This window comes from Paraburkholderia sp. BR13444 (assembly GCF_040948755.1).
Lineage (GTDB): Bacteria > Pseudomonadota > Gammaproteobacteria > Burkholderiales > Burkholderiaceae > Paraburkholderia > Paraburkholderia youngii.
In genome coordinates this window covers 73740-98375 of the sequence record NZ_JBFPKM010000007.1, presented here as the reverse complement: position 1 = coordinate 98375, position 24636 = coordinate 73740, and the positions used below count along the sequence as shown (strand labels likewise).

The following is a 24636-nucleotide window of genomic DNA, read 5'->3' as shown; positions in this document are numbered from 1 at the left end:
CCTGCGTTTTTGTGCACAAGCGTGATGACGGGCGATTCGCGCTGCGCCCGCCAGCGCTCAATCCTTTTCCATCGACGGGTCGTACTTGCCGAGCGCGGCCGCGCCATTCAGACGCGCGCGCTTGAGCAGCGCCTGCTGCGCTTCCTTTACGTTGCCCGGCTGGCCGCGCCACGCATTCAACGGCGGCTCCTGCAACGCGCGCCCATACGAAAAGCTCAGATTCCACGGCAGCGCGCCGAGCCGGTTCATCGCGCCGAGATTGGCGGTAGCTTCCTCGGGCGACTGTCCGCCCGACAGGAACACGAGACCCGGCACCGAAGAGGGCACCGTGCGCATCAGCACGCGCACGGTCGCCGCCGCGATATGCGCGGTGCTCGACTGCTGCTCATGCTCGGAGCCGGCCAGCACCATGCTCGGCTTCAGCACGATATGTTCGAGCACGACGCGATGCCGATGCAGCGCATGAAACACCTCGTGCAACACGGCCTCGGTCACTTCGGCGCAACGCTCGATCGTGTGATCGCCGTCCATCAGCACCTCGGGTTCGACGATCGGCACGATGCCGGCTTCCTGGCTGATCGCCGCGTAGCGCGCGAGCGAATCGGCGTTCGCCTCGATCGCGAGCCGGCTCGGCAGGCTCGCGCTGATGTTGTAGACCGCGCGCCACTTCGCGAAGCGAGCGCCTTGTCGCTTGTAATCGACGAAGCGTTTGGCGAGACCGTCGAGGCCTTCGGTGATTTCGTCGCCTGGAGCGAGCGCGAGCGGCACTTTGCCGAGGTCCACCTTGATGCCGGGCACGATGCCATTCGCCGCGGCCACCTGCGGGAACGGCGTGCCGTCGTCGGCTTTCTGGCCGAGCGTTTCCTGGTAGAGGATCACGCCGCTCACGAACTCGCCGAGGCCGGGTGTCGTCAGCAGCAGGTTGCGATACGCGCGACGGTTTTCTTCGGTCGATTCGAGGCCGATCGTCTTGAAGCGTTTGGCGATGGTCGGGCCGCTTTCGTCGGCGGCCAGAAGCCCCTTGCCCGGTTGAATCATCGCCTTGACGGTGGCTTGCAGCTCGCTACGGGTGTCCATGAGGTGTGCTCCCTTGGGTAGGCTCCGTACGATGCGGTGTGCGGAGAAGTGCCGGTGACGGTTTCCTTTGCGTGACGGGTGGGTGCGAAAGCGGACTTTATTCGCCGAGCAGATGCAACACGATATCGCGCGGCTGTGGCTGACGCCGATGTTCGAACAGATAGAGCCCCTGCCATGTGCCGAGCACCATTCTTCCATGCTCGACGGGCACCGATAGCTGCACCTGCGTGAGTGCCGTGCGCAGATGCGCGGGCATATCGTCGGGGCCTTCGGTGTCGTGCTCGTAGCGCGTGTCGTCCTCTGGCGCGAGGCTCTCGAAGTAGCGCTGCAGATCGCGCCGCACCGATGGATCGGCGTTCTCCTGAATCAGCAGCGACGCCGACGTGTGCCGGCAAAACACCGTCAGGAGACCCGTACGGATGTCCGTATCGTCGACGAAGCGGCGCGCGTCGTCGGTAAATTCGACCAGGCCGCGGCCACGGGCCTGGACACGCAGATGATGGATGACCTGGCGCATGATGGAGCTCGAATATCAGAGCGACGCGAACGCGTCCTCGATGTCCTCGGCGCTGCGAGGCCGCACCACGCGCGCGACCTCGGCGCCGTCGCGCATCAGCACGAGCGTCGGCCACAGCTTGACCTTGAACGAGCGGCCGAGCGGGCGGCCGGGACCGTCCTCGATCTTCAGATGCCGCAGGCCCGCGTGCGGCGCGAGCGCCTGCCGGATCGAGGCCTGCGCGCCCTGGCAATAGCCGCACCAGTCGGTGCCGAATTCGACGACGGTGGCGCCGGGCAGCGAATCGAGCTCGGCGCGGGAAGGGGCTTTCGGGGAATAAGCTGTCGAGGAGGTCATGCGTGCTCCGCTCTTTGATCTTGATCTGCCAAGGGTAGCAGCTATGCTGCGGATCGTCAGCGCGACGGCCGTATGCAGCCGATGCGCGTGATGTCGCCGCGGCATGTTAAAAAGCGGTGCGCGCGTGCTCGACCGATCGACGCGCCGCGTCATCGCACGGAACCTCGCAAAACATGAACGCCCGAATCTATCTGCAACATCCGCAACACAAGGACGCAATCGCGGTCGCGACCGGCTTCAGCTGGGGCGCGTGCCTGCTCGGCTTCATCTGGGCGCTGTCGAAAAGAATGTGGTTCGCCGCGTTCGTGATGCTGGGCATCAACGTGATTCTGCTCGGCATCGGTCTGTGGGGCGAGACGGCCGACCTGATCGGCTTCGTGCTGTCGATCGTGTTCGCGTTCGCGTGCGGCGCGTATGGCAACCGTTGGCATCGCTGGACGCTCGAACAGCGCGGCTACGTGACCGTGTGATGCGTTCGCGCGGGAGCGGGGATTGCTGCGCGCAGACGTGTGATCGAAGCTGAGTTCAATCCGTGATGGAGGCGTTTCATGCTCATTGGATCGACAGTCGCTGGTCTCGCCGTGTCGTTGGGGATGTTGGCCATCGCGCCGCTCGCCCACGCCGCCGACGCGGCGCCCCCCGCCACGCTCGCCGTCACCCCCGCCACACCAGCGTCCGCTCCCGCCGACGACACCTTCCTGCTGACGATCTTCCTGCGCCACGACGAATCGAAGCCGCTGCCGAAGATCAACGATCAACTGCGCGAGCAGGGCTTCTTCAAGACCTTTCCGCCGCCCGGCATCGAAGTCGTGTCGTGGTACGTGATGATGGGCATCGGACAGGTCGTGACGCTGCGCGTGCCCGCGAGCCGGTTGCGCGAAGTGAACCGTGCGATCGAATCGACCGCGTGGGGCGGCTATCACACCGAGTTCTATCCGACCTACGACTACAAGGCGCAGGCGCAGCAAATGCGCGCAACTGAGGGCAAATAGCGGCGAGCGTGCCGGCAGATTGCCGCTAACCGCACGCATCGGCGCGGCACGGCGCGAGCAGCGCTGCGCACGGGCGCGCGCATTCCACATTTGGGACGGCTGTTGCGCGGGTTTACGCGAGCCGCGCTCCGGGTCGATAATGCCCCGGTCGTTTTGGCCCCGAGCCCGCGACGCCCATCGTGCCGTCGAGCGCATCGAAGCGCAGCGAGGCCCGCTCCACCTGACCCTCCGTCCCCGTGTTGAAAACTGCGCGTTTTTTCGACCTGCTTCGCATTCCTGGCTTCAAGCCGCTCGCTGCCGCCACCCTGATGCTCGGTGTGGCGATGTCCTTCACCGCACCGTATCTGTCTCTGTTCGGCATCGAACGCGCCGGCATGACGCCGTTCCGGCTCGGCGTATTCATGACGCTGATCGCCGCGAGCGGCGTGCTCGCGAGCACGGCCGCCGGGCGCTGGAGCGACCGCAGCGGGCGGCACCGGCCGTTGTTGCTGGCGGCGCTGATCCTGGCCGCGCTCGGCTACCTGGGTCTATGCGTGGTGCGCGATTACCGGCTGCTGCTCGTGGTCGGCATCGTGTTCATCGGCGCGGGCGGCTCGGCGATTTCGATGGTGTTCTCGTTCAGCCGCGCGGCGCTGCCGGTGCCGGACCCGGCCGAACGTGTGTTCGCGAGCGCGACGCTGCGCACGATCCTGTCGGCCGCATGGGTGTTCGGGCCGTCGGTCGGCGCGCTGGTGCTCGCCGCGACGAGCTTCACCGGGCTGTTCCTGTTCGCGGCCGCGAGCTTCGCGACCTGTGGCTTCATCGTCTGGCGCATGCAGGAGCCGCAGAGCCATCTCGGCGATCACACGGTCGAGGACACCGCGTCCGAGCCGTCCGCGTCGATCACGGTGCCGCCGCTGCGGCAACCCGGCGAGGATGCGCACGAAACGCTGCCAGCCGCGTCGGCGAACGACATCCTGCGTTCGGTGACCGCGCTGACCTTGCTCGGCCTCGCCGCGAACGCGACGATGATCGTGCTGCCGCTCTACATCGTGCACGGGCTGAACGGCACGCATCTCGACGTGTCGGTGATGCTCGGTCTCGGCGCGCTGACCGAGATCCCGATGATGCTCGCGCTCGGCGCGAAGTCCTCGTCGCTGCACAAGCCAAACTGGCTTGCCGCGTGCGCGGCCGTGCATGCGGTGTACTTCGTCGCGATGTCGCTCGCCGGCAACGTCAGCGTGCTGATCCCGATGCAGATGCTGAACGCGTTCGTGGTCGCCGTGACCTCCTGCCTCGGCATGACCTACGTGCAGGATCTGATGCCGCATTCGCCCGGGCGCGCGACCGCGCTGTTCTTCAATGCGGCGCGGGTCGGCTCGATCCTGTCGGGCGTGCTTTCCGGGCTGCTCGTGCAGGCGTTCAGCTATCGCGGCACGTTCCTGTTTTGCGGACTACTGGGGCTGTGCGCGCTCGTGCTGTTCGCGGTGCCCGGCTATCGTTATCCGGTGATGTGGCGCGCGGTGAAGCGCTTCGCGGCCGAGCAATACGCGAAGCTGGCCGCGCGCCGCGGCACGCGCCTGCCCGAGCGTAGCGAATGACGCGCGACAGCGCCGGATCCGCCTTCGTGCGGATGCGGCGCGCCTCCAGCCGCGCGGAACTTTGACCCGCGCCGCACCTTTGCAAAAAAGTGCGGCTTCTTTCGACCTATTCGGCGCACCCCTCGCGACACAGCGCCTATGCTTAAGGGCAACCACGCCGCCGCAACACGACGACCAGAAAATCGGACAGCGCAACGCAGCATCTTCCGGAGCGAGCTATGCAGCTAGGCATGATTGGATTGGGACGGATGGGCGCCGACATGGTGCGGCGCCTGACCAGCGGTGCTCAGCAATGCATCGTGTACGACGTGCAGCCGGCGGCCGTCGACAGGCTGAAGCAGGAAGGCGTGGCCGGCGCAAGCTCGCTCGAAGACCTCGTCGCGAAGCTCGCCAGGCCGCGCGCCGTGTGGCTGATGGTGCCCGCCGCGGTGGTCGACGCGACGCTCGACAAACTCGTGCCGCTGCTCGAACCGGGCGACATCGTGGTCGACGGCGGCAACTCCTACTATCACGACGACATCCGCCGCGGCCAGCAGCTCGGCGCGCGCCAGCTTCACTACGTGGACGTCGGCACGAGCGGCGGCGTGGCGGGGCGCGAGCGCGGCTACTGCCTGATGATCGGCGGCGAGGCCGAGGTCGTGAAACGGCTCGAACCGATCTTCTCGGCGCTGGCGCCCGGCGTGGGCACTGAGAGCGCGACACCTGGCCGCGTGGCGGGCGCGAGCACCGCCGAGCAGGGTTTTCTGCATTGCGGACCGCAAGGCGCGGGGCATTTCGTCAAGATGGTTCATAACGGCATCGAGTACGGGCTGATGGCCGCTTATGCCGAGGGCCTGAACGTGCTGCGCCACGCCGACGCCGGCCGCCACGCGCGCGAAGCCGATGCGGAGACGTCGCCGCTGCGCCACCCCGCGCAGTATCAGTACGATCTGAATCTCGCGGACATCGCGGAGGTGTGGCGGCGCGGCAGCGTGATCGGCTCGTGGCTGCTCGACCTGATCGCCGGCTCGCTCGCCAGCGACACCGAACTGAAGGGCTACGCGGGCCGCGTATCGGATTCGGGCGAGGGGCGCTGGACCGTCGCGGCGGCGATCGACGAAGGCGTGCCGACGCCGGTGCTCAGCGCGGCGCTGTTCGCGCGCTTCAGTTCGCGCGGAGAAGCCGATTTCGCGAACCGCGTGCTGTCGGCAATGCGGCACGATTTCGGCGGCCATGCGGAAAAACCCGTCGCGCCGGACGGCGGGCTGAAGTAGCCGAGGCGATCCACGAACCTGCCACGAGGAACCGCGATGCCAGTCACTTCCGCCACGCCGCACGACGTCGTCTTTCTGTTCGATTGCGACAACACGCTGCTCGACAACGATCACGTGCTGCAGGATCTGCGCGCGCACATGATGGGGCAGTTCGGCGAAGAGAACAGTGCGCGCTACTGGGAAATCTTCGAGAACCTGCGCACCGAACTCGGCTACGCCGACTACCTCGGCGCGCTGCAGCGCTACCGGACCGAGCATCCACGCGACACGCGTCTGCTGCTGATGTCGTCGTTCCTGATCGAGTATCCGTTTGCGAACCGGCTGTATCCGGGTGCGCTCGACGCGCTGCGGCATGTGGCCAAGTACGGGCCGACGGTGATCCTGTCGGACGGCGACGTGGTGTTCCAGCCGCGCAAGATTTCGCGCTCGGGCCTGTGGGACGAAGTCGAAGGGCGCGTGCTGATCTACATCCACAAGGAGTTGATGCTCGATCAGGTGATGGATTGCTATCCGGCGCGCCATTACGTGATGGTCGACGACAAGCTGCGGATTCTGGGCGCGATGAAGAAGGCATGGGGCACGGAGCTGACGACCGTGTTTCCGCGCCAGGGACACTATGCGTTCGATGCGAAGGAGATCGCGAACAATCCGCCCGCGGACGTGAGCGTCGGGCGAATCGGCGAGTTGGCGGAGATCGACGTGGAGACGCTGTTGTGTAGCGGGAAGGGCAACTAGGCGGCGCCGCGCGCGATGTGCGGGCACCGCTTCATGGGTGAAGCCGCGGGTGAAGTCGCGAGATCAAGCGCCCAGCGCTTTCAGGCGCGCCTGGGTATCGGCGGCGCCCATCCGTGCGGCGGCATCGGCCGCGCTGACGCCGTTCGCGTCGCGCGCATGCGGGTCCGCGCCGTGCGCGAGCAGCAGATCGACGATTGCGGTGCGGTTGAACATCGCGGCGATCATCAGCGCGGTGCGGCCATCGGGCGATGCGCCTTCGACGTCGGCGCCATGCGCGAGCAAGGTTTCGATCACCTTGTCGAAGCCCTTGAACGCGGCGCCCGCGATCGGCGTCTGTCCCGCATCGTTGCGCAGGTTCGCATCGGCGCCCTGTTCGAGCAGCGTGCGCACCGCGTCGACGTGGCCGTGATAGCTCGCGAGCATCAGCAGGCTGTCGCCGCGTTCGTTGCGCAGATTCGGCGGTACGCCTTTTTCGATGACGGCGGCGAGCATCGTCGCATCGCCGCGTCGCGCGAGGTCGAAGACTTCGCGGGCGAGCGCCTGCAATTCAGGATCGGGCTGCGAAGCGGGCGGGTTGTTGGTGTGGTCGCTGTGGTTGGCCAAAGCTCTCTCCTTGCGTTGAATGAGCGGCGCGATGCAAATGTCACGCCCGGTCTTGCAAAGAGCATACACATTCCGCGGCGCTCGCGTCCGCGTGCCGACAGCGGCGCCGCTATGCTACGCGTGGCTGAACAGCTTGACCAGCAGCCCGAATACGCCTATCGGTATTCCGACCGCCACCAACGTCAACACGAGCGTAAGGACCAGAACCTTAAGCACTTTGAGCGCACTGGGAGATCTCGACATGGCGGCCATTGACCTGAGACAGAGGATCACGAAAAGAAAGCAGACAGCGCAAGGCAATTGCAGTACGAATGCCACATTCAGCGCGAGATACTGCAAGGGGTAGAAAACATTCGCCCCCGGTTTGAGCAGCTTAGTACATTCGACCCGTGCCCCACGGCTTCGTTTCGAGTGCACCGCATCATCCGCCAACCAGCCTGACAGTACTTTTCGAGGAGTGACGCCATGGCCGAAGCAACCTCGCATCCCACCCCACCGCAAGTTCTGGACCCCGATACGCTGCGCAACCTCGATCGCTACTGGCGCGCATGCAATTACCTGTCGGTCGGCATGATCTATCTGCGCGACAACCCGCTGCTGCGCGAACCGCTGAAGCCCGAGCACATCAAGAACCGGCTGCTCGGCCACTGGGGTTCCGACGCCGGCCAGAGCTTCGTGCTCGTGCACCTGAACCGGCTGATCCGCAAATACGATCTCGACATGATCTTTCTGTCCGGCCCCGGTCATGGCGCGCCGGCGAGTCTCGCGCACTGCTATCTGGAAGGCACCTACTCCGAGGTCTATCCGGACCGCAGCGAGGACGAAGACGGCATGCGGCGCTTTTTCCGGCAATTCTCGTTCCCGGGCGGCGTCGGTTCGCATTGCACGCCCGAAACGCCGGGCTCGATTCACGAGGGCGGCGAACTCGGCTACTGCCTGTCGCACGGCTACGGCGCCGCGTTCGACAATCCTGAACTGATCGTCACCGTGATGATCGGCGACGGCGAAGCGGAGACCGGACCGCTCGCCACCTCGTGGCATTCGAACAAATTCCTGAATCCGATCCGCGACGGCGCGGTGCTGCCGGTGCTGCATCTGAACGGCTACAAGATCGCCAATCCGACGCTGCTCGCGCGCATTCCGCGTGAAGAGCTCGAAGCATTGATGGTCGGTTTCGGGCACAAGCCGTATTTCGTCGAAGGCGACGATCCCGACACGATGCATCAGCAGATGGCTGCGACGCTCGAACAATGCATCAGCGAAATTCGCGCGATCCAGCAGAACGCGCGGCAGAACAACGACACCACGCGGCCGCGCTGGCCGATGATCGTGCTGCGCTCGCCGAAGGGCTGGACCGGGCCGAAAGAAGTGGACGGTCACAAGGTGGAAGGCTCGTGGCGCTCGCATCAGGTGCCGGTGGCCGATGCGGTGACCAATCGCAAGAGTTTGAAGATCGTCGAGGATTGGCTGCGCAGCTACGGGCCTGAAACGCTGTTCGATGCGAACGGCCGGCTCGTCGAAGAACTGCGCGCGCTCGCGCCCGAAGGCGCGCGCCGCATCAGCGCGAACCCGCACGCGAACGGCGGGCTGCTGTGCAAGATGCTCGACATGCCGTCGTTCCGCGATTACGCGGTGGCCGTGAAGAAACCGGCGGCGGCGTATACGTCGCCGACCGCGGTGCTCGGCACCTTCCTGCGCGACGTGATGCGCAAGAACATGTCGAACTTCCGGCTGTTCGGTCCCGATGAAACGTCGAGCAATAAGCTGCATGCGGTTTATGAAGTGTCGGGCAAGACCTGGCTCGATCCCCTCGAACCGAGCGACGCCGACGGAGGCTACCTGTCGCCCGACGGCCGCGTGATGGAGATGCTCAGCGAGCACACACTCGAAGGCTGGCTGGAAGGCTATAACCTGACCGGCCGTCATGGGCTCTTCGCGACCTACGAAGCGTTCGTGCACGTGATCGACTCGATGTTCAACCAGCACGCGAAATGGCTCGAAAAATCCAAGCGCGAGCTCGGCTGGCGGCAGCCGGTGCCGTCGCTCAATCTGCTGATCACGTCGATCGTGTGGCGCCAGGATCACAACGGTTTCACGCACCAGGACCCCGGTTTTCTCGACGTGGTCACGAACAAGAGCCCGGATGTGGTGCGCATCTATTTGCCGCCCGATGCGAACTGTCTGCTGAGCGTGGGCGACCACTGCCTGCGCTCACGCGACTATGTGAACGTGATCGTGTCCGACAAGCAGCCGCACCTGGACTATCTCGACATGGACGCTGCCGTCATTCATTGCACGAAGGGTATCGGCATCTGGGATTGGGCGTCGACCGATCAGGGCGCCGAGCCGGACGTCGTGATGGCGTGCGCGGGCGACATCGCGACGATGGAAGCGCTCGCCGCCGTGCAGATCCTGAAGGAGCACTGCCCGACGCTGAAGATCCGCTTCGTCAACGTGGTCGATCTGTTCCGCCTGATGCCCGAGCGTGCGCATCCGCATGGACTGTCCGACCGCGATTTCGATTCGCTGTTTACGACCGACAAGCCGGTGATCTTCAACTTCCACGCGTATGCGGCGCTCGTGCACAAGCTCACGTACAACCGCAAGAACCACGGCAACATGCACGTGCATGGCTACAACGAGAAGGGCAACATCAATACCCCGCTCGAACTCGCGATCATCAACGGCGTCGACCGCTTCACGCTGGCGATCGATGCGATCGATCGGGTACCCACGCTGCGCGGTGTCGGCGATCATACGAAGGAGTGGCTGCGCGGGCAGATCATCGAGCATCTCGCGTATGCGCACGAGGAGGGGATCGACAAGGAGGAAATCCGCAACTGGACGTGGAAAGGCTGAGGGGGACACCATGCACGACCACGATCAGGAACGGACGATCCTCGTGTTGAACAGCGGATCGTCGTCGCTGAAGTTCGGGCTTTTCGCACCCTCGGCCGACGACGAAACGCTGCTGCTCGAAGGCGCGGCCGAGGGCATCGGCCGCACCGACGGCCGCCTGCGGATCAAGGCGGCCGACGGCCGCGTGCTGTTGCAGCAGGACCAGAAGCTCGACTCGCAGACCGAGGCGCTGCAACAGCTTTCGCAACTGCTCGTGCAACAGCATCAGGCGCGGCCCTCGGCGGTCGGGCATCGCGTCGTGCATGGCGGGCCGCATCTGCGCACGCACCAGCGCATCACCGACGACGTGCGCCGTCAGTTGCTCGACGCGCTGCACTTCGCGCCACTGCATATCCCGCCGGCACTCGAGTTGATCAACGAAGCCACGCAGATTTTCCGCGACGCTACGCATTACGCGTGCTTCGACACCGCGTTTCATGCGACGCTGCCGCCGCGCGCCGCGCGGCTCCCGCTGCCGCGCCGTTATGCGGACGCCGGTGTGATCCGCTATGGCTTTCACGGGCTGTCGTACGAATCGCTGGTCAAGCAACTCGGCGCGGCTTTGCCGTCGCGCGCGGTGTTCGCGCATCTCGGCAATGGTGCGAGCCTGTGCGCGCTGCTCGACGGCCGCTCGGTCGATACGACGATGGGCCTGACGCCGACCGGCGGCATCCCGATGGGCACGCGCAGCGGCGACCTCGATCCGGGCGTGCTGCTGTATCTGATGCGCGCGGAACGGCTCGACGCCGATGCGCTGGACACGCTGCTCAATCGCCAGAGCGGTCTGGCCGGTTACGCGGACGGCGAAAGCGACATGCAAGCGCTGCAAAAAGGCGCGGCGGCCGGCGATGCACACGCGTCGCTCGCGCTCGATGCGTTCGCGACCGGAGTTCGCAAGACGATCGGCGGATACGCGGCGCTGCTTGGCGGCATCGATCTGCTGGTGTTCACCGGCGGGATCGGCGAGCACAGCGCCGAGGTTCGGCGGCGCGTCTGCGACGGTCTTGCGTTTCTTGGGCTGGTCGAAGGCGATCCGGCGGGCAAGGTGAGGGTGTTGCACACCGAGGAGGAGAAGCAGATCGCGCGGCATTGTCGGGAACTGCTGCTAGCGGGCCTGAGCTGACGCGCCTGACCCGCTTGAACCGCGTTATGCCGATTTGACGATGGTCCGGTCCGCGATGCCGGTGACGCCGAACAACCGCGTCACGTCTTCGAGCATCGCGATGCGCTGTGCTTCGCGCTGAAGCTCACCCGACAGCGTGATGCGCCCGCGCGTGACCTTCACGCGCACCGCGCGCGGCGGCACGGCCGAGTCCCACGCGAGACGGCGCGCCGCTTCAGCGGCGATCTGAGCGTCGGTCAGGCGGGCAGGCTCGCCAGATTTCCAGCTAGCGGAGCGCATCGAGTCTCCACGAAACAGAATGTCCATCCCTTCACACTAGCAGATGCGGCGGGATTTGCCCGTGTGCGCGCCTGGCCGCTGCCGCGCGCGTTTCGAGGGTATGCTCACGGTTCGTTCCGACCGAGCCCACGCCCGAATCATGTCCGACTTTCCCATCGACAACCCGTTTCTCGAATCGCTCGGCGTGCGTCTGACGCAATGGCGCGACGGCTACGCTGAGCTGCTGATGCCGATCGACGCGAGCAAGCTCAATCGTCAGGGCGTGCTGCAAGGCGGCGCGATCGCGACGCTGCTCGATGCCGCCGCGGGCTACGCGGGCCTGTATACGCAGCCGGGACAGCCGGCCCGGCATGGCTTCACGCTGTCGCTGACCACCAACTATCTGGACAAGGGGCTCGGCGCGACGGTCACCGCGAAGGGCTTTCTCGAACGGTCGGGCCGCTCCATTTTCTTTTCGCGCGCCGAAGCGTGGGTGGACGGCAAGCTGCTGATCGCGAGCGCGCAGGGCACCTTCAAGTATTCGAAGACCGCCTGACGCGCAACGGCGCCGGCAGCGCAGATTCCCACACCGCGCGAACCGCGCCGCGTTTATCATAGTGGCCACCTGACAGAACGCGCCGTCCAGCCGCGAACGGCGCGCGCATCTTCCACGAGACCTCGCATCCCCATGAATTCGACTCCCGACGCTCCTTCCCGACCCTCGCTGCGCGCGCTGACCGCGCTCGAAGGACGTGTTCTCGGTGTGCTCGTCGAAAAACAGAACACAGTACCCGACAGTTATCCGCTATCGCTGAACGCGCTGACGCTCGGCTGCAATCAGAAGACCGGCCGCGCGCCGGTGATGAACGCGACCGAGGCCGAGGTGCTGACCGCCATCGACGGCTTGAAACGCCTGAGCCTCGTGTTCGAGGGCAGCAGTAGCCGCGTGCCGCGCTTCGAGCACAACATGAACCGCGTGCTCGGACTGCCGGGACAGTCGATCGCGCTGTTGACCACGCTGCTGCTGCGCGGCCCGCAAACGGCCGCCGAATTGCGCCTGAACAGCGCGCGTCTGCATGGTTTCGCCGATATCTCGTCGGTCGAAGCTTTTCTCGACGAACTGGCCGCGAACGATCCGCCTCGCGTCGTCCGGCTGCCGCGCATGGCGGGCGAGCGCGAAAATCGCTGGATGCATCTGTTGTGCGGCGAGGTCAGCATCAGCGAAGCCGCGCAGTCGGCGGTTGCCGAGGACGACAGCGTGCCGCTGTCCGCATTCGAGGCGCTGAAGGCCGAGCAGAAGCGTCTCGCCGATGAAGTCAGCCGTCTGCAGGCCGTCGTGCGGCGCATGGCGGCCGAGCTGGGTATCAGCGCGGACGATTTGTGATCTGAATTGCACACGAAAACAGAAACGTAAAGCCGCCCGTTTCACGCATCGCGCCGACGCGGCCTGTCCGCCAGCAACGTGCGCTGCGTGCGATAGAAGATCCGTGGCGGCACGTTCGGCGAGTCTTCTGCGAGACGGTCGAGTTCGGTACGGATCCCGGTGAGGTAGTGCGCTTCGCGCGCATCGGCGTCGCCGGCAAACACCGCTTCGAGCCGCCGGCGCACCGCGCCATAGCGCGCACCGGCCGCGCGGTGCTTCTCGGCACGTTCCGCATAGCGCAGGAACGTTTGCAACGCCGCGGAAATCGCCGCCGTCACGCTGACGAGCCCAACGAATATCCGCATCTCGAACGACACCGGCGGCACGCTCAACGACGCGAATACCGCCGTGCCGACGAACGCGGTCAGCGCGGTCACGAGCCATCCCATGCGGCGCTCGCGCGCCGACAGCAGATCCGCCATGTCGTAATGGCTCATCTGGGATTCGCGCGCGCGGCGAATCCATTTCAACAGCAACTCGGTTTCGTCGACGGGCGGCTCGTAGGCGGGCAGGGTCGTCATCGTTCAGTGGTCGGCACGCACATCAATCGTAGGAAAACGAGCTGCCGAACTTCTCGATCCGCTCCAGCGCCATGCCCGAGCCGCGGACGACGCAGGTCAGCGGCGCCTCGGCGACGAACACCGGCAGGCCGGTTTCCTCGGCGAGCAGACGGTCAAGATCGCGCAGCAGCGCGCCGCCGCCGGCGAGCGTGATGCCGCGCTCGGCGATGTCCGCGCCGAGTTCCGGTGGCGTTTGTTCCAGTGCGATCTTCACTGACGAGACGATCTGATTCAGCGGATCGGTCAGCGCTTCGAGAATTTCGTTGCTCGACACCGTGAAGCTGCGCGGAATGCCCTCGGACATGTTGCGGCCTTTGACTTCCATCTCCATGACCTCGGAGCCCGGAAACGCGGAGCCGATTTCTTTCTTGATCGCTTCGGCGGTCTGCTCGCCGATCAGCATGCCGTAGTTGCGGCGGATGTAGTTGACGATGGCGTCGTCGAACTTGTCGCCGCCGACGCGCACCGAGCCCTTGTACACGATGCCGCCTAGCGAGATCACGCCGACCTCGGTGGTGCCGCCGCCGATATCGACGACCATCGAGCCGGTCGCATCCGACACCGGCAGGCCAGCGCCCGTCGCGGCGGCCATCGGTTCCTCGATCAGATAGACCTGCGAGGCGCCCGCGCTATGCGCGGCCTCCTTGATCGCGCGACGCTCGACCTGGGTCGAACCGCATGGCACGCAGATGATGATGCGCGGCGATGGTGCAAAGAGCCGCGCCTCGTGCGCCATCTGGATGAAGCGCTTGATCATCTGCTGGGTGATGTTGAAATCGGCGATCACGCCGTCTTTCATCGGCCGGATCGCCTCGATGTTGCCCGGCACCTTGCCGAGCATCTGCTTCGCTTCGCGGCCCACGGCGAGGATGATCTTCTTGCCGTTCGGCCCGCCTTCCTGGCGGATCGACACGACCGACGGCTCGTCGAGAACGATGCCCTTGCCGCGCATGTAGATCAGCGTGTTCGACGTGCCGAGGTCGATCGCGAGGTCGTTGGAAAAGTAGCCGCGCAGAAAACCGAACATGCGTATTCCTGTCTTTGCGAAGGCGGGCGCGTGAGCGCCGCCGGGAGCTTGTCGGGGTCTGCCGCTTGCACGCGGCGGGCGGCCAGAGCGGCCGCGCGACAGCAAGAATAGCAGTTTATCGACGGCCGCGGCCGCACTATCGTTGGCTATCTGCCGCTCGCCGGACCCAGCCGCGCCGCGATCGTGCGGCATGCCGCAAGCAGCGGCTCGATGTAAGTAGCTTGCACATCGTCGCGACGGCGGAAGGTCGGCATGCTGATGCTCACGCAGCCGGCCGCGCGGCCGTCCGGGCCGAGAATCGCGGCGCCGTAGCAGCAGATCGATGCTTCGTTCTCCTCGCGATCCTCCGCGTAGCCGCGTTGCGCGGTCGCATCGATCTCGCGGCGCACCCCGTCGAGGTCGGTCAGCGTGTGCTCGGTGAAACGCGCGAGCGGCGCGTTCTTCAGCAGCACCTCGCGCTCGGGCAACGTGAGTGTCGCCAGATACGCCTTGCCGACCGAGCTCGACGTCAGCGACACGCGCGTGCCGATGCGCGAGGCCATGCGCACCGCGTGCGGGCTTTCGAGCTTTTCGATGTAGACCATCTCGCCCTGACTCGGCACCGCGAGGTGGATCGTCTCCGACGTGAGGTCGCGCAACGCCATCAACGCATCGACGGCCGCGAGCCGCAGGTCCGAGCGCTCCCAGCTATGGCTCGCGAGATTGATCAGGCGCGGTCCGAGGCCGAAGGTGTTGCCGCTGCCGCTCGCGATGATCAGCCCTTCGGCCTGCAATGCGGCGACGATGCGATGCACGGTCGGGCGAGGATAGCCGCTCGCCGCGCTCAGTTTCGCGACGTTGGGCGGAGTTGGCGCATCGGCGATCAGTTGCAGCACCGCGATGAACTTCGAGAACGCGGCGGCGCCGGCGACGGCCTTGGAGTCGGTCTTGTTTTCAGCGTGCCGGACGGCATCATGGCCGGCGGCGCCAGCGCGCGAAGAGGGTTTGGAAGCGGAACCGGGCATCACATAGAGGCAGGGCAGGGGTACGCAATTATGCCTTTATCGATGGCGTCAAACGAAGGTGGCGCCGCTTCACGCAACGATCCGGTCACGCGACGAGATACCCGCCGTCGACCGGCACGATCGCTCCCGTCATGAACGACGCCGCCGGCGTGCAGAGAAACACCGCGACCTGAGCGACTTCTTCCGGCGTGCCCCAGCGACGCAGCGGTGTACGTTCGAGAATCGCCTGCGAGCGGCCTGCGTCGTCCTGCAACGCCTGGGTGAGCGGCGTTGCGATCCAGCCCGGCGCAACCGCATTGACGCGAATGCCGTCGGCCGCATACGCGATCGCGAGCGACTTCGTTAGCTGCGCCACCGCGCCCTTGCTCGCGCTATAGGCGGGCACGAGACCGCCGCCGAAAAAACTCAGCATCGACGCCGTGTTCACGATGCAGCCCGCCGATGCCTTCAGCAAGTCGCGCGCGGCCGCGCACACCCGCATCGTACCGTTCAGATTGATGTCCATCACGCGTTCGAACACGTCGAGCCGATGTTCTTCGACGCGGCTGATCACGCCCGCACAGTTGACCACGATGTCGAGACGCTCGAGCGCGTTAACCGCTGCGCTTACCGCCTCGGCCGAGCGCACGTCCAGAGTGACGCGCGGAATCTCGCGATCGAGCGTATCGGGTGCGCGCTCGGGCAGCGGCAAACCGGCGGCCACCGTGTGCGCCCCGAGGTGCGCGAGCGCGTTGGCGATTGCCGCGCCGATGCCGGACAAGCCGCCGGTCACGAGCGCGGTCTTGCCTTCGAGTAGCTGATTCTGGAATGTCATGTGAGAAGCCGCGTCAGGTGGGTTGGGTCTCGATCGAGGTCGCGAGCGGCGCGGGCGCGACTTCCTTGACGACGAACAGATAGACGAGCGCCGCCGCGAACGCAACCGCCGCGCTGATCAGGAGCGCATTGACGAACGAATGCGTCTGATCGACGACGATGCCGGTGATCACCGGCGCGAACGAGCCGCCCAGATAGCCGCCGAAGTTCTGCATGCTGCCGAGCGACGCCACCAGGTGGCGCGGCGCGGCGACGCTGACGAGCGCCCATGCGCTGCCGCTCGACAGGTTCACGAACAGCATCGCGAGCGACACGTAGACGATCGCGAGCGTCGTGCTCGGCGTGTAGGCGGCCGGCACCGTGAACGCGGCCGCGCCGACGAGGCCGATGCACAGCGGCCACTTGCGGCTGCGGATCGGCGCCATGCCGCGCTTCAACAGATAGTCGGCGATCACGCCGCTGCTCGCCATGCCGATCGTGCCGAATACATAGGGAATCGCGACGAGCCATCCGGTGTGCGCGATGCTCAAATGACGCTCGCGCTCCAGATAGCCGGGCAGCCAGGTCAGATAGAGCCAGACCATGTAGATCACGCCCATGAAGCCGAAGATCATGCCCCACGTATTGCGCAGCTTGAACAGCGCGCCCCATTCGGACCAGCTGAGGCCCTGCGGGTTTTCCTGGGCAGTTGCGCCTTCGTTCAAATGCGCGGTTTCGGCTTCGGTCAGCGCGATTTCGCTGCGATTACGATAGACGACGTACCACGCGAGCGCGACGATTATGCCGACCACCCCCATGATGACGAACATCGTTCGCCATCCGAAGGCCAGCATCAGCACCGTGAGCAGCGGCGGCGCGATCATCGGCGCGATGGTGGACGACGAGATGAAGGTGCCGATCGGCGTGCCGCGCTCGCGTACCGCGAACCATTCGCTGACGACTTTCGCGCCGGCCGGAAAGAGCGGCGCCTCGGCGATGCCGAGCACGACCCGCGCGCTCAGGAAGTGATTGAGCGTCTGGATGAAGCCGCCCGCGACCTGGGCGATCGACCATACGAGCATGCCGAGGCCGAGCATCACGCGCGAGCCGAAACGGTCGAGCAGTGCGCCGACCGGCAACTGAGCGAACGCGTACGACAACGAGAACGCGGACAGCAGCAAGCCCATCTGCGAAGCGGACAGATGCAACTCCTCGCTGACCAGATGATTCGCGATCGACAGCGTGCTGCGGTCGAGATAATTGACGATGCCCGCAACCGTCAGGAAGACGACGGCGACCACCTGGATACGTTTCAGACGTTGCGACTTCTGAAGCATGCTTGTCTCCTGCGCAATGTGTCCTGCTGGGTGGGATGGTGTTGCTGCGACGCCTGGTATTGCAGAGTCGTTGGGCACGTTGTTTACCGGATGAACTGATCGACGTAGTCTTCGCCGAGTCCGACCGCCGTGTAGTGCTTGCGGCACATGTCGATCTTCGTGAACACGTCTTCGTAGCCGGTGTGGTTGCCGTACGGATCGCAATAGAACATCACGCCGTTGACCTGGAAGTACGTGATCATTTCCTCGACGTCCTCGGGCACATACAAGGTATGCGTTTCGCCCGGCGGCTCGTACACATAGCTGCCTTCGGTTGCGACCCAATCATGTTCGAGATAGCGCCAGTGGCCCTTGAGCACCATGCCGTGCACGGCCTGCGGATGACGATGCCGGCTCAACACCCCGGAGCGGCGCACGCGCAGCAGATTCATCCAGTATCCCTGCGACGCGTTCAGGCACAGCGGACGGAACGACACGTTTTCGGCCTGCGGGACCCACACGCGTTCGTCGGTCGGAATCGCGAAGGGCACGACGATTTCCTTTTGCGCTTCCTTCGGGAATGGCAGCTGGTACGGCGTCAAATCGGATTGATTGGCCTCTGGCATGGGGAAATTCCTCGCGAAGTGAGCTGAAAGAACTTCATGTCCACATGGTGGATATCAAGTCCACAATATGGTTATTATCGGAACCGGTTCCGGCGAGGTCAATCCTGGGGAAATCACCGGTCGGGCACGATAAACCACACGTGAATTCATCCTCACATCGCGCGACAGGTGCATGCGCAACGGTAGCCACAAGCGCGCACGGCGCGCAAATAACCCACAAATCAAGGCTTCTTCGCCTGTTCTGATCGAGCACCATCTTTAAGCCTTGTTTAAGAGGAGGCCACTACATTACGCATCCATCTCGAAATTTTCGGCAATATTCCCTTGACTATGACCACGAAAAAATACTGGAGCGGTAGCGCTGCGATCTGCGTAGTACTCGCCTTTGGCGGCGCGTATGCACTGAGCCATCGCAATGCCGATGCGTCCGTGAGCGACACGCAGGGCTCGACCTCGTCGCTGCACGCGGTGTCCGATATCGCCGGCTCGCGCTCGTCGGCGCCCGACTTCTCCAGCATCGTCACGCGCTATGGTCCGGCGGTCGTGCATATCGGCGTCAAGGAAGCCGCGTCGATCGACGAGAACGGTCAACGCAAGAGCGGCGGCGAAGCGCTCGGCTCGGGCTTCATCATCAGCCAGGACGGGTACATCCTGACCAACAATCACGTCGTCGACGGCGCGACCAGCGTGAGCGTGAAGCTCACCGACGGCCGTGAATTCCGCGCCCGCGTGATCGGCAAGGACAAGACCACCGACGTCGCCGTCGTCAAGATCGACGCGAACAATCTGCCGACGGTGAAGATCGGCAACCCGGACAGCAGCAAGGTCGGCGAATGGGTCGTAGCGATTGGCTCGCCCTACGGCTTCGACAGCACGGTGACTTCGGGCATCATCAGCGCGAAATCGCGCTCGATGTCCGACGATAGCCCGATCCCGTTCATCCAGACCGACGTGCCGGTCAATCCGGGCAACTCGGGTGGTCCGCTGTTCAATCTGAATGGCGAAGTGATCGGCATCAACTCGATGATCTACTCGCGCACCGGTGGCTTCCAGGGTCTGTCGTTCGCGATCCCGATCGATGCGGCGATGCATGTGAAAGACCAGCTCGTGAGCACTGGTCACGTGACTCGCGGCCGCATCGGCGTGGCCGTGCAGCCGCTCAGCGCCGACAAGGCGAAGGCGCTCGGCCTCGACTCCGCGGGCGGCGCCCTGGTCGGCTCCGTCGATCCGAATGGTCCCGCGCACGCAGCCGGTCTGCGCCAGGGCGACGTGATCGTCGGCGTGAACGGCAAGCATATCGATAACACCAGGGAATTGGTCGGTCAGGTTGCGCAACTGTCGCCGGGCAGCAAAGCGACGATCAGCGTGTGGCGCAACGGCAGCGAAAACAAGCTGTCGGTGACGGTGGGCACGCAGCAAGCGTCGGACTTGGCGTCGGCCGAGCCGCGCGATGAGCAGCAGCCCCAACCGCAGCAGCAAAACCGTCCGCGTCTGGGCGTCGCCGTGCGTCCGCTGTCCCGCGACGAACTCCAGCAAGCGCAGCTGCCGGGCGGCGTGGTAGTGCAGCAGGCCACCGGTCCGGCCGCCGAGGCAGGCATTCAGGCGGGCGACATCATCGTTGCCGTCGATGGCAAGGTGATTCGCGGCGTCGAGCAGTTGCGCCGCATGATCGCGCAGGCGGACGAAAGCGTGTCCGTCACCGTGGTGCGCGATGGTGAACAGGCGTCGGTCGACGTGACGCTTGGCTGATGAGTAAAACCCGCCGGTGCAATGCCGGTGGCGGGCACGACGCGCTGATGCATCGCGCGTGCCTCAGTTGGACGGCTGGGCCCCATCCGCGTGTGACGTGCTGTGCGATACATTCGGCGGCTCGTCGGGTCCGCCCCCCAACGCGACGTAAAGCGACACGCCATTCTGCAAGGCCGTCGCCCGAAGCTGGATCAATTGCTGCTCGGCGGCAAACTGATTGCGTCGCGCATCCACAACCTCGAGATAGATCGAGATCCCGTTTTCGTAGCGCAGCTGCGCCGTTTCGGCGAGCTGCCGCTGCGCCTGCACCGCCTGTTCCTGCGCCGCGATCTGCTCCTTGTAGCGTTGCCGTGCGACCAATGCATCGGAGACCTCGCGAAACGCGTTCTGCACCGTGCGCTGATAGTCAGCGACCAGTTCGTCGCGCCGCGCGCGCGCCTGCGCGAGTTGCGCCTGGCGCTGTCCCGCATCGAAGATCGGCATGCCGACCAGCGCGCCGAACGACCACGCCTGCTTGGCCGGCACGAACAGATCGCCGAGTTCGGGCGACACATAACCGAAGCTGCCCGTCAGCGCGATGCGCGGGAAAAAGTCCGCGCGAGCGGCGCCGATGTCGGCATTGGCCGCGCGCAGCTGCTGCTCGGCCTGCTGGATGTCCGGCCGGTCGATCAGCAACGCGGAGGGCAGGCCCGCATCGAGCTCGCGGAACTGCGCGGCGTCGGCGATAGGCGGCGCTTGCGGTAGCGCCTCGTTCAGCGGCCCGCCGATCAGCACCTCGAGCAGATTGCGCTGCTGTGCCGTGGTTCGTTGCAGCTCCGCAAGCTGCGTTTGCGCCTGCGTGACGAGAATGGCGGCCTGATCGTAATCGACCATCGACGTGACGCCCGCGTCGAGCCGCATCTTGGCGACTTCCAGCGCGTAGCGCCGGCTGTCGAGCGTCTGTTGCGCGAGCGCGATGCCTTCTTCCCCCGAACGGATCGCGTAGTAGTTCGACGCGACATTGCCGATCAGCGACAAACGGAACGCGTGCTGCGCGTCGACGGTGGCCAGATACCGGCGCCGCGCCGCTTCGCTGGTGTTGCGCACGCGCCCCCAGAAGTCGAGTTCGAACGACGTCACCGCGGCCTGCACGTTGTACTGGTTGAACTGGACCGAGATGTCAGTGTTGTCGAACTCGGGATCGATCGAACCGAGCGGCGCCTTCGTGCGGGTCGCAGCCGCGTTCGCATTGACCTGCGGCAAACGCGCGGCGTTCTGGATGCGATAGAACGCGCGCGCCTGCTCGATGCGCGCGACCGACGCGGCGAGATCGCGGTTGTGCTCGAGCGCGGCCTCGATCAGCAGCTTCAGTCGCGGATCGGCGAAGAAGGTCTGCCAGTCGACTTCGCTTGCCAGATGCGCGGTGGCCGGATTGGCGGTCTCCGTCGTGTCGAAATGATCGGCGATCGGCAGTGAGGGCTGCTGATACTTCGGCGCAAAGTTGCAGGCGGCGAGCGCGCAGCAGAAGAGGGGCAGCAGGCGCTTATGAAGGCACCGATGAAGGCTCTGACGAAGGCTCTTAGGCATCGCGCTGCCCTCCACCCAATTCGCCCGGCGTGGCCGTTGGCCGATCGTCATCGTCCAGATCGATGCTGCGCTTCTTGCGGCTCAGCCAGCGACGCGCGGCCACATAGAACAGCGGCGTAAAGAAGATGCCGAACATCGTCGCGGTCAGCATGCTGCCCATCACGCCGGTGCCGACCGCGCGCCGGCTCGCAGCGCCCGCGCCGGTCGCGAGCACGAGCGGCAGCATGCCCAGCACGAACGTGACGCTAGTCATCAGAATAGGGCGCAGACGCTGCTGCGCGCCGTTCTTCGCGGCGGCGTGCGCGTCCTTTCCTGCGGCTTCCTCCTTGATCGCGAACTCGACGATCAGAATCGCGTTCTTCGCGGCAAGGCCGATGATCGTCACGAGGCCGATGTTGAAGTACACGTCCGCGGACAGTCCACGCAGCATCGTCAGCACTACCGCGCCGATCACGCCGAACGGGATGATCAGCAACACCGCGACCGGAATCGCCCAGCTCTCGTACAGCGCCGCGAGCAGCAGGAACACGACCACGAGCGACAACCCCAGCAGCATGCCGATCTGCCCGCTCGCCTGTTTTTCCTCGAACGCGGTGCCGGTCCATTCGTAGCTCAGGCTGCGGGTCAACACGCGCGACGCGATGCGTTCCATCTCGGCGATCGCCGCGCCGCTCGAACGGCCGGGCGCGGCCTGCCCCGACAGCGTCGCGGACGGAAAGCCGTTATAGCGTTCGAGCTGCTGCGGCCCGGAAATCCAGCGCACGTGCGAGAACGCCGAGAACGGCACCATCTCGCCGCGGTTGTTGCGCAGGCGCAGCGCGCTCACGTCCTCGGCGCGCATGCGTTGTTCGGCGTCCGCCTGCAACAGCACGCGCAGCACGTTGCCCTCGAACACGAAGTCGTTCACGTAATTCGAACCGAACGTCAGCGCAAGCGCCTGGTTCACCTGGCCGATCTGAAGACCGAGCGCGCGCGCTTTCACGCGGTCGATCTCGACATACAGTTGCGGCGCCTCCGGCATGCCCTCGGCGCGCACGCCGGCGAGAAGAGGGCTTTGCGACGCCTCGATCATCATGCGCCGCGCGGCCTGTTGCAGCGCTTCGCCGCCGACGCCGCTGCGATCCTGGATCTTCATCGTGAAGCCGGTCGCGGTGCCGAGCGACGGAATCGGCGGCGGATCGAGCGCAAAAATGATCGCCTCGGGAATCTGCCGGAACGCGGCGTTCGCGCGACGCACCAGCGCGCTCGCCGAATTCTCCTCGCCCGAGCGCTCGTCCCACGGCTTCAGATCGACGAACGACAGCGCCGCCGATTGCCCCTGGCCGAAGAAGCTGAAGCCCGTCACGGATGCGACGTTGCGCACCTGCGGCTGCGTTCGCAGAAACGCCTCGACCTGATCGATTGCGCGCTGCGTGCGCTGGTCGGTGGAACCCGGCGGCCCCGTATAGGTGACGAAAATGTATCCCTGGTCCTCGGTCGGCAGAAAGCCGGTCGGCAGCCGCGTGAAGAAAAACGCGGTGATCGCGCAGGCCGCGACGAACACCAGCAGCCAGCGCAGCGGCGAGCGCAACATCGCATCGACGCCACCGATATAGCGCGTGGTGCCCGCTTCGAGCCCGCGATTGAAGCCGCCGAACACGCCGTGCAGCAGACGTGAGGCCGGGTTCTTCGGCCGTTCCTTTGACGCCGCCTCGCTGCGCAACATCGCCGCGCACAACGCTGCGCCGAGTGTCAGCGCCAGCACCGTCGACAGCAGGATCGACACCGCGAGCGTGACAGAAAACTGCCGGTAGATGCCGCCCGTCGAGCCCGGAAAGAACGCCATCGGAATGAACACCGCGACGAGCACCAGCGTACTCGCGATCGCCGCGCCCGAAATCTGCCCGATCGCTTTCACCGTTGCGCGCGGCGCGCCGAGCCCTTCCTCGCGCATGATGCGCGCGACGTTTTCGACGACGACGATCGCGTCGTCGTTGAGGATACCGATCGCGACCACCATGCCGAACAGCGACAGAATGTTGATCGACAGCCCGAACAGATAGAGCCCCGCGCACGTGCCGATCAGCGCGATCGGCACGACGATCGTCGGGATCACGGTCGCGCGCCAGTCCTGCAGGAACAGGAACACCACGACCGTCACGAGCAGCAGCGCCTCGACCATCGTGCGGATCACACCCTGCACCGAGGTCGTGATGAATGGCGTGGTGTCGAACGGCACGGTCCACGTGACGCCGCGCGGGAAGATCGGCTGCAATTCGCGCATGCGCTGGCGCACCGCGTTGGCGACCGCGAGCGCGTTCGCGCCGCTGGCGAGCTGGATCGCGATGCCGGCCGACGCCTTGCCGTTGACGGTGAGCCGGTTGCCGTAGCTGTCGTTGCCGAGCTCGACGCGCGCGACGTCTCCGACCCGCACGGTCGAGCCATCCGGATTCGCGCGCACGATGATTTCGCGGAACTGCTCGGGCGTCGTGAAGCGGCTTTGCGTGACGATCTGCGCGGTGAATTCGGAGCCAGGCGCGATCGGCTGATCGCCAAGGCCGCCGCCGGCGGTCTGGCTGTTCTGTTCCTGGATCGCCTGCAGCACCTCGCTTGCCGACAGACCAAAGCCCGCGAGCTTGCGCGGATCGATCCAGATCCGCATCGCGTACGACGAGCCGAACAACTGCACGTCGCCCACGCCGTCGATCCGGCGCAACTCGTTGACGATGTTGTTCGACGCGAAGTTGCCCATCGCGACGGCGCTGGCGGAGCTGTCGATCGCCTGCAGCGCAAGCAGCATCAGAAAGCCCGACGACGCCTTCGTCACGCGCACGCCGACCTGCCGGACTTCGAGCGGCAGGCGCGGCTCGACGCGGCTCAGACGGTCCTGCACCTGGCTGCGCGCGACGTCGAGATCGGTGCCGGGCTTCAGCACCACGGTGATCTGCAGCGTGCCGTTCGAGCGGCTCACCGACGACATGTACAGGAAATTGTCGATGCCGTTCATCTCGTCTTCGACGATCGACGTGACGGTACGCTCGAGCGTGTTCGCGTCGGCGCCGCTGTACACCGCGGTGATGCTGAGCGACGGCGGGGCGACGTCGGGGTACTGCTCGACCGGCAACAGCGCGAGCGCGATCGCGCCGAACAGCACGATGAACAGCGCGATGACCCACGCGAAAACCGGCCGGGCGACGAAGAATCGATTCATCGGGCCGCCCG

At 65.4% G+C, this 24636-nt stretch carries 23 protein-coding genes; 10 read left to right on the top strand and 13 right to left on the bottom strand.

All coding sequences use genetic code 11. The features are described from left to right. Window positions 1–57: 57 nt before the first annotated feature. From AB3X95_RS20845 to AB3X95_RS20835, 3 genes are all read right to left on the bottom strand, one after another. On the bottom strand, window positions 58–1077 hold the full coding sequence (locus AB3X95_RS20845) for a class I fructose-bisphosphate aldolase (protein WP_176125722.1): 1020 nt from the start codon (window positions 1075–1077) through the stop codon (window positions 58–60). A gap of 97 nt (window positions 1078–1174) precedes the next feature. Further along, a complete protein-coding gene (locus AB3X95_RS20840; RefSeq protein ID WP_176125723.1) occupies window positions 1175–1594 on the bottom strand; it encodes a secondary thiamine-phosphate synthase enzyme YjbQ in 420 nt (139 codons plus the stop codon). A gap of 15 nt (window positions 1595–1609) precedes the next feature. After that, window positions 1610–1930, bottom strand: coding sequence for a thioredoxin family protein (locus AB3X95_RS20835; protein WP_176105935.1), 321 nt, complete (start codon window positions 1928–1930; stop codon window positions 1610–1612). 173 nt (window positions 1931–2103) lie between these two features. On the opposite strand from AB3X95_RS20835, the gene AB3X95_RS20830 reads away from it, so the two are divergent. The 5 genes from AB3X95_RS20830 (at window position 2104) to AB3X95_RS20810 (ending at window position 6490) form a co-directional block, all read left to right on the top strand. Next, window positions 2104–2400, top strand: coding sequence for a DUF2628 domain-containing protein (locus AB3X95_RS20830; protein ID WP_176125725.1), 297 nt, complete (start codon window positions 2104–2106; stop codon window positions 2398–2400). A 78-nt stretch (window positions 2401–2478) separates the two neighbouring features. Further along, window positions 2479–2922, top strand: coding sequence for a hypothetical protein (locus AB3X95_RS20825; RefSeq protein ID WP_368622426.1), 444 nt, complete (start codon window positions 2479–2481; stop codon window positions 2920–2922). Between the two features lie 236 nt (window positions 2923–3158). Next, the gene (locus AB3X95_RS20820) at window positions 3159–4502 is read left to right on the top strand and encodes a sugar efflux transporter (protein WP_176369125.1); all 1344 of its coding nucleotides are present in this window, start codon (window positions 3159–3161) and stop codon (window positions 4500–4502) included. 218 nt (window positions 4503–4720) lie between these two features. Continuing rightward, window positions 4721–5755: a phosphogluconate dehydrogenase (NAD(+)-dependent, decarboxylating) gene (gene gnd / locus AB3X95_RS20815; RefSeq protein WP_176125728.1), complete on the top strand. Its 1035-nt coding sequence runs from the start codon at window positions 4721–4723 to the stop codon at window positions 5753–5755. Between the two features lie 36 nt (window positions 5756–5791). Next, a complete protein-coding gene (locus AB3X95_RS20810) occupies window positions 5792–6490 on the top strand; it encodes an HAD family hydrolase (protein WP_368622425.1) in 699 nt (232 codons plus the stop codon). Window positions 6491–6553: 63 nt separating this feature from the next. Here AB3X95_RS20810 and AB3X95_RS20805 read toward each other — a convergent pair whose 3' ends face one another. Beyond that, window positions 6554–7093: an ankyrin repeat domain-containing protein gene (locus AB3X95_RS20805; protein WP_184227473.1), complete on the bottom strand. Its 540-nt coding sequence runs from the start codon at window positions 7091–7093 to the stop codon at window positions 6554–6556. Between the two features lie 465 nt (window positions 7094–7558). On the opposite strand from AB3X95_RS20805, the gene AB3X95_RS20800 reads away from it, so the two are divergent. Beyond that, entirely contained in the window at window positions 7559–9952 is a 2394-nt protein-coding gene (locus tag AB3X95_RS20800; RefSeq protein ID WP_176125731.1) for a phosphoketolase, read from the top strand. Window positions 9953–9962: 10 nt separating this feature from the next. After that, window positions 9963–11114, top strand: coding sequence for an acetate/propionate family kinase (locus tag AB3X95_RS20795; protein WP_368622424.1), 1152 nt, complete (start codon window positions 9963–9965; stop codon window positions 11112–11114). A 24-nt stretch (window positions 11115–11138) separates the two neighbouring features. Here AB3X95_RS20795 and AB3X95_RS20790 read toward each other — a convergent pair whose 3' ends face one another. Further along, the gene (locus tag AB3X95_RS20790; RefSeq protein WP_184227476.1) at window positions 11139–11393 is read right to left on the bottom strand and encodes a BON domain-containing protein; all 255 of its coding nucleotides are present in this window, start codon (window positions 11391–11393) and stop codon (window positions 11139–11141) included. A gap of 139 nt (window positions 11394–11532) precedes the next feature. Between AB3X95_RS20790 and AB3X95_RS20785 the strand changes: the two genes are divergently transcribed. Both AB3X95_RS20785 and AB3X95_RS20780 read left to right on the top strand, forming a co-directional pair. Further along, window positions 11533–11928, top strand: coding sequence for a PaaI family thioesterase (locus tag AB3X95_RS20785; protein WP_184227477.1), 396 nt, complete (start codon window positions 11533–11535; stop codon window positions 11926–11928). Between the two features lie 132 nt (window positions 11929–12060). Continuing rightward, complete coding sequence (locus AB3X95_RS20780) at window positions 12061–12756, top strand: YceH family protein (protein ID WP_176125735.1); 696 nt, start codon at window positions 12061–12063, stop codon at window positions 12754–12756. A gap of 41 nt (window positions 12757–12797) precedes the next feature. On the opposite strand, the gene AB3X95_RS20775 is transcribed toward AB3X95_RS20780, so the two are convergent. From AB3X95_RS20775 to AB3X95_RS20750, 6 genes are all read right to left on the bottom strand, one after another. Beyond that, entirely contained in the window at window positions 12798–13316 is a 519-nt protein-coding gene (locus AB3X95_RS20775; RefSeq protein WP_176105924.1) for an SLATT domain-containing protein, read from the bottom strand. 22 nt (window positions 13317–13338) lie between these two features. Next, window positions 13339–14382, bottom strand: a complete 1044-nt coding sequence (locus AB3X95_RS20770) for a rod shape-determining protein (protein WP_176105923.1) — start codon at window positions 14380–14382, stop codon at window positions 13339–13341. 146 nt (window positions 14383–14528) lie between these two features. After that, a complete protein-coding gene (locus tag AB3X95_RS20765) occupies window positions 14529–15386 on the bottom strand; it encodes an IclR family transcriptional regulator (protein ID WP_368622423.1) in 858 nt (285 codons plus the stop codon). An 85-nt stretch (window positions 15387–15471) separates the two neighbouring features. Continuing rightward, on the bottom strand, window positions 15472–16200 hold the full coding sequence (locus AB3X95_RS20760) for an SDR family NAD(P)-dependent oxidoreductase (protein ID WP_176369132.1): 729 nt from the start codon (window positions 16198–16200) through the stop codon (window positions 15472–15474). Between the two features lie 13 nt (window positions 16201–16213). Beyond that, window positions 16214–17515 (bottom strand): MFS transporter, encoded by a 1302-nt coding sequence (locus tag AB3X95_RS20755; protein WP_176125739.1) that lies wholly within the window; start codon window positions 17513–17515, stop codon window positions 16214–16216. An 83-nt stretch (window positions 17516–17598) separates the two neighbouring features. Continuing rightward, a complete protein-coding gene (locus tag AB3X95_RS20750) occupies window positions 17599–18120 on the bottom strand; it encodes a 2,4'-dihydroxyacetophenone dioxygenase family protein (RefSeq protein ID WP_176369134.1) in 522 nt (173 codons plus the stop codon). Window positions 18121–18450: 330 nt separating this feature from the next. Here AB3X95_RS20750 and AB3X95_RS20745 point away from each other — a divergent pair, with 330 nt between their 5' ends. Further along, entirely contained in the window at window positions 18451–19869 is a 1419-nt protein-coding gene (locus AB3X95_RS20745; RefSeq protein WP_368622422.1) for a trypsin-like peptidase domain-containing protein, read from the top strand. Between the two features lie 63 nt (window positions 19870–19932). Here the strand turns inward: AB3X95_RS20745 and AB3X95_RS20740 are convergent, their stop codons facing one another. Both AB3X95_RS20740 and AB3X95_RS20735 read right to left on the bottom strand, forming a co-directional pair. Then, window positions 19933–21435: an efflux transporter outer membrane subunit gene (locus tag AB3X95_RS20740; RefSeq protein WP_368622421.1), complete on the bottom strand. Its 1503-nt coding sequence runs from the start codon at window positions 21433–21435 to the stop codon at window positions 19933–19935. Beyond that, on the bottom strand, window positions 21428–24625 hold the full coding sequence (locus AB3X95_RS20735) for a multidrug efflux RND transporter permease subunit (RefSeq protein ID WP_368622420.1): 3198 nt from the start codon (window positions 24623–24625) through the stop codon (window positions 21428–21430). The genes AB3X95_RS20740 and AB3X95_RS20735 overlap by 8 nt, the downstream gene beginning before the upstream one ends. Between the last annotated feature and the right edge of the window lie 11 nt (window positions 24626–24636).

What these genes read in the sequence shown, in the direction of transcription:
- AB3X95_RS20845 (WP_176125722.1), bottom strand. Translation starts at nt 1,077, where the DNA reads ATGGACACCCGTAGCGAGCTGCAAGCCACCGTCAAGGCGATGATTCAA.
- AB3X95_RS20840 (WP_176125723.1), bottom strand. Translation starts at nt 1,594, where the DNA reads ATGCGCCAGGTCATCCATCATCTGCGTGTCCAGGCCCGTGGCCGCGGC.
- AB3X95_RS20835 (WP_176105935.1), bottom strand. Translation starts at nt 1,930, where the DNA reads ATGACCTCCTCGACAGCTTATTCCCCGAAAGCCCCTTCCCGCGCCGAG.
- AB3X95_RS20830 (WP_176125725.1), top strand. Translation starts at nt 2,104, where the DNA reads ATGAACGCCCGAATCTATCTGCAACATCCGCAACACAAGGACGCAATC.
- AB3X95_RS20825 (WP_368622426.1), top strand. Translation starts at nt 2,479, where the DNA reads ATGCTCATTGGATCGACAGTCGCTGGTCTCGCCGTGTCGTTGGGGATG.
- gnd (WP_176125728.1), top strand. Translation starts at nt 4,721, where the DNA reads ATGCAGCTAGGCATGATTGGATTGGGACGGATGGGCGCCGACATGGTG.
- AB3X95_RS20810 (WP_368622425.1), top strand. Translation starts at nt 5,792, where the DNA reads ATGCCAGTCACTTCCGCCACGCCGCACGACGTCGTCTTTCTGTTCGAT.
- AB3X95_RS20800 (WP_176125731.1), top strand. Translation starts at nt 7,559, where the DNA reads ATGGCCGAAGCAACCTCGCATCCCACCCCACCGCAAGTTCTGGACCCC.
- AB3X95_RS20795 (WP_368622424.1), top strand. Translation starts at nt 9,963, where the DNA reads ATGCACGACCACGATCAGGAACGGACGATCCTCGTGTTGAACAGCGGA.
- AB3X95_RS20790 (WP_184227476.1), bottom strand. Translation starts at nt 11,393, where the DNA reads ATGCGCTCCGCTAGCTGGAAATCTGGCGAGCCTGCCCGCCTGACCGAC.
- AB3X95_RS20785 (WP_184227477.1), top strand. Translation starts at nt 11,533, where the DNA reads ATGTCCGACTTTCCCATCGACAACCCGTTTCTCGAATCGCTCGGCGTG.
- AB3X95_RS20780 (WP_176125735.1), top strand. Translation starts at nt 12,061, where the DNA reads ATGAATTCGACTCCCGACGCTCCTTCCCGACCCTCGCTGCGCGCGCTG.
- AB3X95_RS20775 (WP_176105924.1), bottom strand. Translation starts at nt 13,316, where the DNA reads ATGACGACCCTGCCCGCCTACGAGCCGCCCGTCGACGAAACCGAGTTG.
- AB3X95_RS20770 (WP_176105923.1), bottom strand. Translation starts at nt 14,382, where the DNA reads ATGTTCGGTTTTCTGCGCGGCTACTTTTCCAACGACCTCGCGATCGAC.
- AB3X95_RS20765 (WP_368622423.1), bottom strand. Translation starts at nt 15,386, where the DNA reads ATGCCCGGTTCCGCTTCCAAACCCTCTTCGCGCGCTGGCGCCGCCGGC.
- AB3X95_RS20760 (WP_176369132.1), bottom strand. Translation starts at nt 16,200, where the DNA reads ATGACATTCCAGAATCAGCTACTCGAAGGCAAGACCGCGCTCGTGACC.
- AB3X95_RS20755 (WP_176125739.1), bottom strand. Translation starts at nt 17,515, where the DNA reads ATGCTTCAGAAGTCGCAACGTCTGAAACGTATCCAGGTGGTCGCCGTC.
- AB3X95_RS20750 (WP_176369134.1), bottom strand. Translation starts at nt 18,120, where the DNA reads ATGCCAGAGGCCAATCAATCCGATTTGACGCCGTACCAGCTGCCATTC.
- AB3X95_RS20745 (WP_368622422.1), top strand. Translation starts at nt 18,451, where the DNA reads ATGACCACGAAAAAATACTGGAGCGGTAGCGCTGCGATCTGCGTAGTA.
- AB3X95_RS20740 (WP_368622421.1), bottom strand. Translation starts at nt 21,435, where the DNA reads ATGCCTAAGAGCCTTCGTCAGAGCCTTCATCGGTGCCTTCATAAGCGC.
- AB3X95_RS20735 (WP_368622420.1), bottom strand. Translation starts at nt 24,625, where the DNA reads ATGAATCGATTCTTCGTCGCCCGGCCGGTTTTCGCGTGGGTCATCGCG.